Origin of the sequence: Actinophytocola sp. (assembly GCF_045807065.1) — a bacterium.
GTDB lineage: Bacteria > Actinomycetota > Actinomycetes > Mycobacteriales > Pseudonocardiaceae > Actinophytocola.
Genome location: NZ_JBJMIE010000385.1, coordinates 1 through 14,473 on the forward strand (window position 1 = coordinate 1; position 14,473 = coordinate 14,473).

Consider the following 14,473-nt stretch of genomic DNA (forward strand, 5'->3'; position numbering starts at 1 on the left):
CGTGGACGATGGGCACCACCTCGGTCGAGCGGCGCCGCGACGCCACCGGACGCGTCCTGGTCATGGGTGACGCCGCCACCACCTTCCCCCCGACCGGCGGTTTCGGGATGAACACGGGCATTCAGGACGCCCACAACCTGGCGTGGAAGCTCGCCGGGGTGCTGCGCGGTTGGGCCGCGCCGGCGCTGCTGTCGACCTACGAGGCGGAGCGGCGTCCGGTCGCGGCGTTCAACGCGGCACGCAGCGAGCACAACGCGTTGCTCACCAAGGCCTTCCTCGTCGACCACGTCGGCCCCCTGGCCGGTGACCTCGCCGACCCCGGCGAGGCCGGCGAGGCCGCGCGCCGCAAGCTGCTGCCGCTCATCGACGAGCAGCGACCGCACTTCGACTACCCGGGGCAGGCACTCGGCTTCCGGTACGGGACCGAGCCGGTGGTCGAGGACGTCGTCGAGTACCACCCGCGGTTCGAGCCCGGGGCACGCGTCCCGCACCGCTGGCTCGACGATCGGCACGAACTGTCCACGTGCGACCTCGCCGCGGCGGGGTTCGCGCTGCTGACGTCGTGTCCCTGGCCCACCGGGCGGACGGCGGCGCCGCTGCGGGTCGTGCCGGTGGACTTCCTGCCCGGGGGGACCGCCGCACTCGTCCGCCCCGACGGACACGTCGCCGAGATGCTGTCCGGTGTGGACCCGTCGGACGAGCTCGACGCGGCCCTGCGCCGCGCGACCGGAACACTCGAGGAGCACAGATGACTGACCAGAACACCCTCACCGCCGACGACCTCGGCGCGTTACGGACCGCCGGTCGCGACGAACTGCGTGCCGCGGTCGACGGCGTGCCGCGGGAGGACCTCGCGGCGCTGCTGGCCACCGACGCCGGCACCGAGGCGTTGCGGGCGGCGTTCGAGAAGATGCCGAGTTACCACACGGGCGAGACCGTCGACCCACCGGCGACCGCCAGGTGGCGGGTGAGCCGCACGCCGGGCGCCGAGCTGGCCTACGACGTCCTGCTCACCGGTGCGTCCTGCACGGTCGAGCCGGCGCGCGACGAGACCGCGCCCGATGTGACCATGTCGACCGACGCGGTGAGTTTCATCGAGATCGCGGCGGGCCTGAAGTCCGGTGTCGACCTGCTGATGCAGGGCCGCCTCCAGGTGGCGGGCGACGCGGCGCTCGCCATGCGGATGGAGTCCGTCTTCGGCCTCGGCGCATGAGAGGCCCCACGAGACGCCGGGTCGTGGTGACCGGCATCGGGCTGGTGACCCCCGTCGGCACCGGGACGGACGAGACGTGGTCGGCGCTGACCGCGGGGGTCTCCGGCGCCGGCCCGATCGGCGCGTTCGACGCGTCCCGCCTCGACGTCCGGATCGCCGCCGAGGTGACCGGCTTCGACCCACTCGACTGGCTGCCGCGGCGGGAGGCCCGCAAGCTCGACCGGTTCTGCCACTTCGCGATCGCGGCGGCGGAGCTCGCGCTCGCCGGCGCCCGGTTCGCCGACGTGAACACCGTCGCCACCGTGATCGGCAGCGCCATCGGCGGCGCGGCGTCGATCATCACCGGCGTCCGCGCCGACGCGAACAACCCCGCGCAGGTGTCCCCGTTCTTCGTGCCGTCGTCGATCGTGAACATCGCCGCCGGCACGGTCGCCAGGATGCACGGGTTCACCGGCCCGACGGCCGCGCCGGTCACCGCGTGCGCCTCGGCGACCGATGCGCTCGGCCAGGCCTTCCGGCTGGTGCGCGACGGGTACGCGGACGCCGCGGTCGCCGGTGGTGCCGAGGCCTGCGTGTACTCGCCGCTGATCGCCGGGTTCGGCAACATGCGGGCGCTGTCCCGGCGCAACGACGCCCCGGCCGAGGCGTCCCGCCCCTTCGACGCGGGCCGGGACGGCTTCGTCATGGGTGAGGGCGCGGGCCTGCTGTTGCTGGAGACCGAGGAGTCGGCGGCGGCTCGCGGCGCCCCCGTCCTCGCCGAGCTCGCCGGTTACGGCCAGACCAACGACGCGCACCACCCCACGGCCCCGCGCCCCGACGGGGAGATGGCCTCGCGGGCGATGGCCCTGGCACTGGCCGACGCGGGACTCGAACCGTCCAGCGTGGACTACGTGAACGCGCACGGCACGTCGACGCCCCTGTCCGACGCCAGCGAGACCGTCGCCATCAAGCGGGTGTTCGGCACGCACAGCGCGGACCTGGCCGTCAGCTCGACCAAGTCGATGACCGGCCACCTGCTCGGCGCGTCCGGCGGGGTCGAGGCGGCCGCGTGCGTGCTGGCCATCGACACCCGCCGGCTGCCACCGACCATCAACCAGGACGTGCCCGACCCGGACTGCGACCTGGACTACGTGCCGAACGAGGGGCGGAAGGCCGACGTGGACGTGGCCGTCTCCAACTCGTTCGCGTTCGGCGGCCACAACTCGACGCTGGTCTTCCGTCGTTTCGAGGAGTGAGGAACATGAACCCGCGCATCGTGATCGTCGGCGCCGGGCCGACCGGGCTGGCGCTGGCCTGCGAACTGCTCCGCGCCGGCGTGGCGTGCCGCGTCGTCGACGCCGCCACCAGCCGCAGCACGCGGTCCAAGGGCATCGCGGTCTGGCCGCGCACCCTGGAGATCCTGCGCGACCTCGGCGTCGCGGACGCCGCCGGCGAACGCGGCCTCGCGCTGCGGAGAGGCACCCTGTGGTCGGCGGGCGCGCCGCTGACCACGTTCGACCTCACCGGTCTGCGCTCGACGTTCGGCTGGGGACTGGTACTGCCCCAGCCGCATACGGAGGAGCTGCTGGAACAGCGGCTCGACGCGCTCGGCGGCAAGGTCGAGCGGGGCGTGCGCGCCACCGGACTGGACACCTCCGGCGAGCGGCCGCTGCTCACCCTCACGAGCCCGGCGGGTCCGGAGCAGGTCGAGGCCGACTGGGTCGTCGGCTGTGACGGACCGGGCAGCCTGATCCGCACCGCGGCGGGCATCTCCATGAGCGGCGAGCCGGAGCGCTACGGCTGGCTCCTCGCCGACGTGCGGATGGACACCCCCCTGCCACCGGACGGCGTCAGCTGGTTCCTCCACGCCGGCGCCGTGCTGCACGCCCTGCCGATGCCGGACGACCAGTGGCGGCTGACCATGACCGTCGGGGAGGAGCGGCCCGATCCGGAGGACTGGCCGACGGACCGTGTCCAGGCCGTGCTCGACGAGCGCGCTCCGATGCCGATGAGGCTCACGGAAATACTGTGGGCCAACGGTTTTCGAGTCCGCCAGGGCATCGCGGGGCAGTTCCGGCGCGGCCGGGTGCTGGTGGCCGGGGACGCCGCCCATGTGCACAGCCCGGCCGGCGCGCAGGGCGTCAACGCCGGGCTCCAGGACACCGCGAACCTCGGCTGGAAGCTGGCGCTCGTGAGCACCGGCCGGGCCGAGGAGAGCCTGCTCGACTCCTACGACGCGGAGCGGCGTCCCGCGGCGGCGCTGACCGTGCGGTTCGCCAACCGGCTCACCAAGGGCGCGACGCTGCCCAGTGCCGCGGCGCGGTGGGGCCGCGACCGGATCTGGTCGACGGCCGGGCGGCACGGCGTGATCCAGCGCGTCGTCCCGCCCGCGATCGCCGGCGTGGCGCAGAACTACCCGGCCGGCCTGACGCCCGTTCCCGCGCCGGTCAGGATGGCGCGGCAGGTCAGGTCGGTCGCCGCCATGGTCGCGGGACGCCCCGTGGCCGGCTCCCGGCTCCCGAACGTGGAGCTCACCGGCCCCGGAGGCGAACGTGCCTGGCTGTGGGACCTGTTGCCCAGCGACGGTTCCGCGGTACTCGCGTGGGCCGGGCGCGGGTACGCGTGGGACGACGTCGACGGGTTCACCGCGCTGCGCCGCACGGTCCCGGACGCCGTGCCGGTGCTCGTGTTCGACTCGCCGGGCGTGCCGGCCGACCGCATCCCGCCGCTGCCGGAGTGGCGCGTGGTGGCCGACCACGGCGGCCGGGTCAGGAGGCTGCTGCGTGCCGGCGCGGACACCGCGCTCGTGGTGCGGCCGGACCGCTACCTCGGCACGCGGGGCCGCTCCAGCACACCGCACGCGATCCGTTCCTACTTCCACACCGTCGGAGGGCTCATCTGATGTTGGCACCGGGCGAGACCATCGAGAACACGCAGTCCGGGGAGCTGGCGAAGGTCCGGACGGGCCGGCGGGAGACCGCCGGCGAGCTGGTCGAGGCCGACTTCCTGCTGCGCGCGGGCGGTTCGGTCGCCGCCGCGCACGTGCACCCCTTCCAGACCGAGACCTTCCAGGTGTTGGAGGGCGAGGTGCACATCCGGATCGGGGACGAGGAGATCCTGGCCGTGCCCGGCACCCGCTACGTCGCGCCGCCCGGCGTGCCGCACCGGATGATGAACCACGGCAGCACCGACGCCCGCCTGATCTCCTCGGCGTACCCGGCCATGCGCATGGACGACCTGCTGGAGACGTTCTGGGGGCTGGCCACCGACGGCAAGACCAACCGGTGGGGTCACCCCAGTCCGCTGCGGGCGGCCGCCATCGCCGCGGAGTTCCGCGACGAGTTCCGGTTGACCTGGCCGCAGTGGGCGCAGGACCTGGTGTTCCGCCCGTTGCTCCCGCTCGCCAGGGCGATCGGCATGCCCGGCACGTACGTGCCGCGCTCACGCCGGCGGCTGCGCCCGGCCGCCGGCGACCGGCTCCCCGCCGGCATCGAGTTACCGGAGGTGGCGCCATGACAACCGTGCACGCACAACGGATCCCGGGTCCCGAGCGGTTCCGGCCCGCGCTGGTGCGCGACATGATGACCAACGCGCCACGCGCGCTCACCGCGCTGCGCGACCGCTACGGCCAGCTGGTGCGGGTGCCGCTGGGCCCGCAGACCCTGCACCTGCTCAGCGATCCCGACGCGATCAACGACGTGCTCATCTCGTCGGCGAAGAACTTCGACAGCGACATCGTGGGCGGTTCGGGGGCGAGCGGGGAACGCGAGGCGCCGCTGGCACGACTGCTCGGCCAGGGGCTGCTGACCAGCACCGGTCAGCAGCACCGCAAGCAGCGCAAGCTGCTGCAACCGCTCTTCCACCGCCAGCGGGTCGCCGGCTACGCGGACGCGTTCGCCGAGATCGCCGAGGACCGGGCCGACCGCTGGTCGGCAGGTCAGCGGGTCGACGCGCTGGTCGAGATGGTCGAGCTGACGCTGGCCGTGGTCACGAGGACGATCTTCGATGTCGCACTCGACAGCGACGTGACGCGGACGGTCCGCACGGCGCTGCCCAGGAACGACGGCCCGCTGCGGTACGCGATGATGCCCGGCGGCGCGTTGCTGTCGCGGTTGCCGCTGCCGTCGAACCTGCAGTTCATCCGCGGCCGCGAGGCGTTGGACGCCGTGGTGCACCGGCTGATCACCGAACGCAGACGCGCCGGGGCGACCGGTTCGGACCTGCTGTCGCTGCTCATCGCCGCCACCGACGCGGACACCGGTGAGCCGATGACCGACCAGCAGATCCGCGACGAGGTGCTGACCCTGCTGATGGCCGGGCACGACACCACGGCCAACGCGCTCGCGTGGGCCCTGCACCTGCTCGGCGAGAACCCCGCCTCGGCGGCGCGGCTCGAGTCCGAGGTGGACGACGTGCTCGGCGATCGGCTACCCGGCTTCGCCGACCTGCCCCGGCTGCCGTGGACCAGAGCGGTGCTGAACGAGGCGATGCGCATCTACCCTCCTGTGTGGACAGTCGCGCGCCGGGCGCTGGCGCCGCACACCCTGCTGGGCCACGAGGTGCCGGCGGACGCCACGGTGATGATGAGCGCCTGGGTGGTGCACCGCGACCCGAGGTGGTGGCCGGCACCGGAACGGTTCGCGCCGCAGCGGTGGGTCGAGCGGGCACCGGACGGCGCCACCGACAACCTCACCGGTACGGCGCTGGTCGCGGAGCGCCCGCGCTTCTCCTACTTCCCGTTCGGCGGCGGCCCGCGCCAGTGCATCGGCAACGAGTTCGCACTGCTGGAGGGTGCCGTCGTGCTCGCCACCCTCGCCCGCCGGTGGCGGCTGGAACCCGTACCCGGCAGCAAGGTCACGCCCCAGGCCAAGATCATCGTCCGCCCCAAGGGTGGGCTGCCCATGACCGTCCGCGCGCGCTGACTGTCCATTACGGAGGTTCGAAGACATGACAACAGCATTCCTCTTCCCCGGCCAGGGCGGTTACGACGGCCGCGCGCTCGCACAGGCCGCGCAGGACTATCCCCAGGTGAAGGAGGTCCTCGCGGAGATCGACGTGGTGACGCGGGAGCAGTGGTCCCGCTCGCTCTCCGAGATCCTGCTCGCCGATCCGGTCCCCGAGATCACCCAGCTGCTGGCCGACGGCGCGTGGGTGTCGCAGCTGGCGATCTACGCCGCGAGCCTGGCCGCCCACCGCGTGCTCGACGCGCACGGCGTGCGGCCGGACGTGCTGTCCGGGCACAGCCTCGGCGAGATCGGCGCACTCGTCGCGGCCGGCCTGTTCAGCGTGGCCGACGGCGCGCGGGTGGTGGCGAAGCGGGTGGCCGCGATCGAGGACCTCGGTCTCGGTCCCGGCCGGATGATCGCGCTCACCACGGGCGTCGACCGGGCCGAGAAGGTCATCGCCGCGCTGGCCGACGAGTCCGTCGCCGTCGCCGCGGCGAACCATCCCAACCAGACCGTCCTCAGTGGCTCGCGGCAGGCGATCGTGCGGTTGCTCGGCATCTGCCGACACCTCGACATCGGCGCCGTGGAGCTGAAGGCGTCGTTCCCGTTCCACTCGCCCACGCTCGCGTCGGCCACCCCGGCGTTCGCCGCGTTCGTCGCCGGGCTGGACCGAGGCACGCTGGCGGTGCCCGTCTACTCACCGATCACGCGCGAGTACTACCAGGGTGGACCGGAGATCGCCGAGCAACTGGCCGCGCACTTCGTCGAGCCGGTGCACTTCGAGGCCGCGGTGCGCCACCTGCACGAGCGCGGGAGCGACCGGTTCGTCGAGGTGGGCGGCGACGACAAGCTGTCGAAGTTCGTGCGCAAGATCGTGCCCGGCGTCACGACCCACGCCACCCTGAGCCTCCAGGCGGACGCGCTGGCCCTGGCCGGGACGGTCGCCGCGCTGGGCACCGCGGCCGCACCGGACGCGGTCGCACTGGGCACCGCGGTCGGCGGGGTGCTCGCACCCGGCGCGGACCGGGAGACGTTCGCCGCATTCTGGGCCGAGGCGGGTGCGGAGCTCACCGCGCTGATCGGTGCCCGGCTCGCCGAGTTCACCGGTCGGTCGGCACCCACCGCCCCGGCGGCGCCCAGGCCAACGGCAGAACCCGCGCCGGCGCCACGGTCCTCCGCGCCCGAGTCCGTGCCCGTGTCCTCGCCCGCGGCGGTGTCCGCGCCGGTGGACAGGACACCCGACAAGGACACGATCGCCACTGAGCTGCGCGCCCAGTACGCCGCGGCGCTCGAGTACCCGGAGGAGGTCTTCGCCGACGAGGTCCGGCTGGAGGCCGAGCTGGGCGTCGACTCGGTGAAACAGGTCGAGCTGCTCACCCGGGCGTACCAGCACTTCGGGCTGCCGCAGCGCGACGAGGAGTTCCGCCTCTCCGACTACGACACGATGGCCAAGATCGTCGAGCTCGTGCACGGCACCCTCCGCGAGCGGACCGCTCGCGTCGGCTGACCCGTGCACCGAAGGAGCGCGCGAAAGACATGCGGGAACTGAACGGCAAGCTGGCGCTCGTGACCGGCGGCGCGAAGAACGTGGGCAAGGCGATCGCCACCGAGCTCGGCCGTCGCGGCGCCCACGTGCTGGTCAACTACTTCCATTCCGTGGCAGAGGCGAAACGGACCGAGGCGGAGCTGACGGCGCTCGGCATCCAGGTGACGCTCCTGCGTGCCTCGGTCGCCCGCCAGGACCAGGTGGACCGGATGTTCGCCGAGGTCCAGGAGCGCTTCGGTCACCTGGACATCCTGGTGAACAACGCAGCGGACGGTGCCCTGGTGCCGCTCGCCGAGCTCACCGACACCCACCTCGACAAGGCCATCGACACCAACTACAAGGGCGGGTTGCGCTGCGCCCGTGCCGCCGCGCCGCTGATGGCCGGGCGCGGTGGCGCCATCGTCACCGTGTCCGCGCTGGGTTCGAGCCAGCTGGTGATGTCGAACTACCTGGCCTGCGCGGCGGCGAAGGCCGCGGCGGAGACCGTGACCCGGTACCTGGCGGTGGAGCTCGCCCCGTATGGCATCCGGGCGAACACGGCGTCGGCGGCCATGCTGGTGAGCGAGGTGGCCGACGCCTTCCCGCGGGCCGAGGAGATGCAGCGGGTGATCCGGGAGGCGACGCCACTCGGCCGGCTCGGCACCCCGGCGGAGCTGGCGTCGGTGGTGGCGTTCCTCGCCTCCGACGACGCGCGCTGGATCACCGGCCAGACGATCCTGGCCGACGGCGGGCTCTCCCTGCGCGCCGCGCTGCTGTCGCCACCCCCGGCAGCGCCCGCCGACACCGGCAGGCCCGCTACCACGACGAAGCCGAGGCGGGCGGACGCCGGCGGGGCGGACGAGTTGGCCGACGAGATCGCCATCGTCGGCATGGGTCTCGTGACGCCCGGTGCGAACAGCCCGGAGGAGTACTGGCGGCTGCGCACCACGGGCGCCGACCTGTTCCACTCCCCGCCGGCGGACCGGTGGGACGCCACGAGCTTCACCGCGGAGGACCCGACCGCCGAGGACAAGACCTACCAGGACCGGGCCGCGTTGATCACCGACTTCCGGCCGGAACCGGAGGCGGCGGACGGCGGCCTGGAGCACACCACGGCGTGGTTGCGGCACTCGCTGGCCCAGGCGCTGCGGGGGGTCCACCGCGACCCCGCCGACCGGGTCTCGTTCCTGGTCGGCTACACCCCGGACGGCAACCAGCACCTGGAGGAGGCGACGGTGCTGGCCGCCATGCGCCGCCGGACGGGGGAGGTGGCCGACGGGCTGAACCTCACCGGCGCCCGCCGGGCGGCCGTGCTCGCGGCGGTCGACGAGGTGCTGACCGCGCACTACCACCGCGGCGCCGGCACGCCGCTGCGGTTCTTCCCCGAGCACGTCGGCCGGCTCGCGATGGCCGGCCTGCTGCCGCCGGACACCGAACTGCAGATGGTGGACACCGCGTGCTCGTCGTCGATCTACGCGATCGACATCGGCGCGAAGGGCCTGCTGCTCGGCCAGCACGACATGGCCGTGTGCGGTGGGGCGTTCGCGCTGACTCCGCGGTCGGTCGTGATGTTCGCCAAGCTGCACGGCCTGTCCCGGTCCGGCTCGGTCGGCTCCCTCGACGACGCGGCCGACGGCGTCCTGTTCGCCGACGCGGCGGGCGTGGTCGTGCTCAAGCGGCTCCGGCGGGCCGTGGCCGACGGCGACCACGTGCTCGGTGTCCTGCGTGGGATCGGCACGTCCTCCGACGGCCGGGGCACCGCGATCTACGCGCCCAACCCGAAGGGCCAGGACCTCGCGGTCCGGCAGGCCCTGGCGGCGGGGGTGTCCCCGGACGAGGTCGACTGGCTGCTCACCCACGCCACGGGCACCCGCGCCGGGGACATCGCCGAGCTGGTGACGGTCCGCGAGCACTTCGGCGGGGCCACCCCGACCTACCTCACCTCGAACAAGTCGCTGATCGGGCACACCGGCTGGGCGGCCGGGGTGGCGTCGGTCATCGAGGCGGTGCTCGGGCTGGCGGCCGGGACCATCCCCGCCCAACTGCGGTTCCGCACCCCGCAGCGCGAGTTCCGGCTCGACGAGACCACGTTGCGGATCCCGACGGAACCGGTGCCGTGGCGGGCGCGCGCCGACCGGCCCCGGTTCGCCGGGGTCTCCGGGTTCGGTTTCGGCGGCACGAACGCACACCTCGTCGTGGCCGAACCCGGCGCGCCGGCACCGGCGAAGGCCGCAGCCGCCCCCACGTCCGAGCGGGTGGTGATCGTCGGTTGGGCGGCGCAGGTCCCCGGGCTCACCGGGCCGGCGGAGGTCGGCGCGTGGCTGACCGGCCGGGGCCAGGCGCCGCGCGACGGCTTCGGCGACCAGTACCCGATGCCGGCGTTCGACCGGATCCGGCTCCCACCGAAGACCGTGCGGATGATGGACCGCTGCCAGCTGATGATGGTCGAGTGCGCCCACCAGCTGGTCGGCCAGCTGCCGGACGTGTGGGACCGCTTCGCCGACAGCACCGCCGTCGTCGCCGGCAACGTCGGCTCCACGCGGGCCGCGGTGCTGCTCGCCAACCGCGTGTACCTCGACGACACGATCAGCGCGCTGCGCGCGGACGAACGGACGGCGGACCTGCCCGAGCTGGGTGACCTGCTGACCGGCCTGCGCGACAACGTGCGCGCCGACACCGCGCCGTCCAACGAGGACTCGTTCCCAGGGATGATGGCGAACATCATCTCCGCTCGGGTGGCGAACCGGTTCGACCTCACCGGACCGAACATCACCCTCGACTCGGGCCTCGGCTCGGCCCTCACCGCCATCGACACGGCCGCCCGCTACCTGCGGACCGGCGAGGCCAGGCTCGCGCTGGCGGCCGGGGTGAACGGCAACAGCCTGCCCGAGTTCGAGTCCGTGGCCGGCGAGCTGACCGGCGGCGCGGGCCTCGCCGAGGGCACGTTCATGTTCGCGCTCACGACCGAGCGGATCGCCGCCGAGGCGGGCCTGCCGGTGCTGGCGGTGGTCGGGGAGCTCCACTCCGGCAGCTTCCCGGCGACGGAGCACCCCGTCGTGGAATGCGGCCCGGCCGTGCCGGAGCGGGCCCGGTACCTCGGCGCCGCCGGCGGTTTGGGCGTGCTCTCCGCGCTGCTCGGCCGCCCGGGGCCGGTCAGCGTGCAGTGCGAGGGGGGCGTCCGGCTCGACCTGACGGTTCCCGGCACCGCGGGCGCCGACCTACCGGCCCGGTTCCTGGCGGCCGAGCAGTTCGAGCCCGGCAAGGCGCCGCTGGTCCGGCGCCAGGTGCCCGTGCTGCTCGAGGCGGCCGCCGTCCCCGCGGGCGAGCCGACCGCGTTCGTACCGTCCGGCGCCGTCGTGCTCACCGACCTGCCGGACCTCGACACGCGCCTGGACCTGCCGGCGAGCACCACTGTCGTGTGCACCGTCGACGGCACCGAACGGCGACCCGGCTGGATCCGCATGCCGGTGGCCGATCCCGACACACTGCGCCAGGCGCTGGCGGCACGACCGGTGCGCCACGTCCGGGTGGTCACCGACCTGTCGCTCTCGGCCCCGCTGCCGCACGAGGTGGGCGGGACCGAGCAGTTGCTCGCCCTGCACGACGCGTTGTTCCTCACGGTCCAGCACGCGGGCACGCCGCTGGCGGAGGTCGGCTCCTCGGTCGTCGTACTGCTGCTGGGTGCGCTCGACGACGCCGTTCCGCACCCGGTGACCGGTCTGTTCACTGGCCTGGTGAAGGCCGTCGACCTCGAGCTGCCCGCCTGCCGCACGTTCACGCTCTGCACGACCGAGCGCGACCCGGCGGCCGGCGCCCGGCTCGCCGCGCGGGAGAGCGGCGTGACCAGGACGTTCCCCGTCGTGTACTACGACAACGGGGTGCGCCGGGTGCCGGCCCTGCGGGACGAGCCGGTCCAGGTGCCGCCGGACCCGGCCGCACGACTGGGTCCGGACTCCGTCGTGGTCGCGGTCGGCGGGGCGCGGGGTATCACCGCCGAGGTGACGAAGGCCCTCGCCGAGCACTTCCGGCCCCGCGTCTACCTGTTCGGCAGCAACCGGCTCGACGACTACCCCGACGACGTGTTCGGCGGCGACGACGCCACCTTCGCGGCGAGCCGGCCGGAGTTCATCCGCCGCCGGCTGCGGGACGGGTCGAACCGGACGGTCGCGCAGCTGAACCGCGAGTTCGACCGGATGAGCAACGCGCGTGACGCGGCCAGGACCCTGACCCGGCTGCGGGAGCTGTGTGGCGCCGACCGGGTCACCTACCTGGTCTGCGACATCGCCGACGAGGAGGCCGTGACCGCGGCGGTGCAGAAGGTCCTCGCCGAATCCGGTCGCGTCGACCTGCTGGTCAACGCGGCCGGGCGCAACCACTCCGCACTCATTCGCGACAAGGACTTCGCCGAGTTCCAGCAGATCCGCGACATCAAGGTGCGCGGCTACGCGAACCTCAAACGCGCGTTCGGCAAGGAGGCGCCGGCGCACTGGTGCAACTTCGGTTCCCTGCTCGGCTACTTCGGTCAGCTGGGCGAGGCGGACTACGCGTCGGGCAACGACTTCCTCGCCTCGGCGGCGGGCCACGCCGTCGGCAGGGGCCAATCCGAATTCACGATCGGGTGGACCTTCTGGGACGGCGTGGGGATGGTCGGCGAGAAGGGCAGCCTGGCCAACGCGCACTTCAAGCGCGAAGCGTCCTACAGCGACATGACGGTCGCCGAGGGCGTGCACCACTTCGTGCGTGAGCTGCACGCCGTCAACCGGCGACCGTCGGTGGTGCACGTCGGTGCCGCGGAGCGGCGCACGGTCGAGGCGCTCTACCCCGGCTACCTCACCCGGGCCCGCTTCTACGTCGGCCGCGGCGAGCCCGTCCGGGACGCCGGTACCGCGATGGTCGAGTTCGACCTGGAGCGGGACGCCTACCTGCGCCACCACCTGGTGCGCGGGGTACCGACGCTGCCCGGCGCGTTCGTCGCCGAGCTGGCCGGCGAGGCGGCGCTGGAGCTGGTGCCGGGTGCGACGGTCATCAGCTACACGGACGTGCGGTTCCACCACTTCCTGTACGTGCACCGCGACCTGCCGACGCCGCCGAAGAAGGTCCGGGCCGTGGTGACCGGCCGGGACGGCGAACGGACCACGATCCACGTGACGATCAGCGCGGACGTGCGGTCCCCCGGTGGCGTGCTGCTGGTGCGGGACCGGCCGCACTTCACGACGAACGTGGTGCTGGCCGGCGGGTACCCGGCGGCGCCGGGTTACCGGCCGTGGCCGGATCCGGCGCGGGACGTGCCCGCGCAGGAGTCGTTCCGCGCGCCGGACGCGCCGATCATGCTGAGCGGCCCGTTCCTGTGCGTGGACGACATCCGCCGCGCTCCCGGCCGTGCCCGCTCGACGTTCCGGTTGCGGCTCGACGCGGGCGACCCGCTGGCGACGAGCTTCTTCGCACCGTCGTTCCTGTTCGACGGGATGGTGCGGACCGCCTTCCTCACGGAGGCGGACGGTCGCGCCGCACCCGTGGGGGCGCCGACGCTCATCGGGGAGGTCGCGGTGTTCGAGCCGGGGAACGACGTGGAGCTGATGGCGCGGTACGGCGAGCTGGGCATGTACGCCACCAGCGAGCGCACGCCGGACGGCCGGCTGGAGCACCAGCTGGTCGCGGTCGCGCCGGACGGGCACGTGGTGGCCACCATGACCGACGTCCGGACCACGATCATCGACTGGTAGCGGGCGTCGGTCCCAAGGCGAAAGGGCTGAAGCGGCGGTCGCCGCTTCAGCCCTTTCGTGGGTCTGTCTGCCGTGCTACGCGGACTTCTCGCGGCGCTCGCGCCGGGACGGCTGCCGGGCCACGATCGTGGGATTGACGTTCTCCCGCACCGTCTGCTCCGTGATGACGACCTTCGCCACGTCGGTCCGCGACGGGATGTCGTACATCACCGGCTGGAGGACCTCCTCCATGATGGCCCGCAGCCCGCGGGCGCCGGTGCCACGAAGAATCGCCTGGTCAGCGACGGCCTCGAGGGCGGCGTCGGTGAACTCCAGCTCGACCCCGTCCATCTCGAACAGCTTCTGGTACTGCTTGACCAGCGCGTTCCGCGGAGCGGTAAGGATCTGCACGAGGGAGACCTTGTCGAGGTTGGTCACCGAGGCGACGACCGGCAGCCGGCCGATGAACTCCGGAATCAGCCCGAACTTGATCAGGTCCTCCGGCATGGTGTCGGCGAAGAAGTCCGCCGTGTCGATCTCCGCCTTGGACCGGATCTCGGCGCCGAAGCCGAGGCCCCGCTTGCCGACCCGGTCCTGGATGATCTTGTCCAGCCCGGCGAAGGCGCCGGCCACGATGAACAGCACGTTCGTCGTGTCGATCTGGATGAACTCCTGGTGCGGGTGCTTGCGGCCACCCTGCGGCGGCACGGACGCGGTCGTCCCCTCCAGGATCTTCAGCAGCGCCTGCTGCACGCCCTCGCCCGAGACGTCGCGCGTGATCGACGGGTTCTCGTCCTTGCGGCCGATCTTGTCGATCTCGTCGATGTAGATGATGCCGGTCTGGGTGCGCGTCACGTCGCCATCGGCAGCCTGCAGCAGCTTGAGGATGATGTTCTCCACATCCTCGCCCACATAGCCGGCCTCGGTCAGCGTGGTGGCATCCACGATGGCGAAGGGCACATCGAGCATCTTGGCCAGCGTGTGCGCCAGCAGCGTCTTTCCGCTGCCCGTAGGGCCGACCAACAGGATGTTCGACTTCGACAGCTCGACGTCGTTGCCGCGGGTGCGGTTCATCTGCACCCGCTTGTAATGGTTGTAGACCGCGACC

The 14,473-nt window shown here is 73.0% G+C and carries 9 protein-coding genes; 8 read left to right on the forward strand and 1 reads right to left on the reverse strand.

The features are described 5' to 3' along the window. From ACJ73U_RS22380 to ACJ73U_RS22415, 8 genes are all read left to right on the forward strand, one after another. A partial coding sequence (locus tag ACJ73U_RS22380; protein WP_407779637.1) for an FAD-dependent monooxygenase occupies positions 1-752 on the forward strand: 752 nt, incomplete at its 5' end. Continuing rightward, positions 749-1,213, forward strand: coding sequence for an SCP2 sterol-binding domain-containing protein (locus tag ACJ73U_RS22385; RefSeq protein ID WP_407779638.1), 465 nt, complete (start codon positions 749-751; stop codon positions 1,211-1,213). The genes ACJ73U_RS22380 and ACJ73U_RS22385, both read left to right, overlap by 4 nt. Next, a complete protein-coding gene (gene fabF, locus ACJ73U_RS22390) occupies positions 1,210-2,448 on the forward strand; it encodes a beta-ketoacyl-ACP synthase II (protein WP_407779639.1) in 1,239 nt (412 codons plus the stop codon). The genes ACJ73U_RS22385 and fabF overlap by 4 nt, the downstream gene beginning before the upstream one ends. 5 nt (positions 2,449-2,453) lie before the next feature. Next, a complete protein-coding gene (locus ACJ73U_RS22395) occupies positions 2,454-4,094 on the forward strand; it encodes an FAD-dependent monooxygenase (RefSeq protein ID WP_407779640.1) in 1,641 nt (546 codons plus the stop codon). Then, positions 4,094-4,708 (forward strand): cupin domain-containing protein, encoded by a 615-nt coding sequence (locus ACJ73U_RS22400; RefSeq protein ID WP_407779641.1) that lies wholly within the window; start codon positions 4,094-4,096, stop codon positions 4,706-4,708. The genes ACJ73U_RS22395 and ACJ73U_RS22400 overlap by 1 nt, the downstream gene beginning before the upstream one ends. Beyond that, positions 4,705-6,114, forward strand: a complete 1,410-nt coding sequence (locus tag ACJ73U_RS22405; RefSeq protein ID WP_407779642.1) for a cytochrome P450 — start codon at positions 4,705-4,707, stop codon at positions 6,112-6,114. Before ACJ73U_RS22400 ends, ACJ73U_RS22405 begins: the two co-directional genes overlap by 4 nt. Positions 6,115-6,139: 25 nt before the next feature. Then, positions 6,140-7,645, forward strand: a complete 1,506-nt coding sequence (locus tag ACJ73U_RS22410; protein ID WP_407779643.1) for an acyltransferase domain-containing protein — start codon at positions 6,140-6,142, stop codon at positions 7,643-7,645. Between the two features lie 29 nt (positions 7,646-7,674). Next, entirely contained in the window at positions 7,675-13,386 is a 5,712-nt protein-coding gene (locus ACJ73U_RS22415) for an SDR family oxidoreductase (RefSeq protein ID WP_407779644.1), read from the forward strand. A 75-nt stretch (positions 13,387-13,461) separates the two neighbouring features. Here ACJ73U_RS22415 and clpX read toward each other — a convergent pair. Further along, on the reverse strand, positions 13,462-14,473 hold a 1,012-nt coding region (clpX, locus tag ACJ73U_RS22420; RefSeq protein ID WP_407779645.1), incomplete at its 5' end, for an ATP-dependent Clp protease ATP-binding subunit ClpX.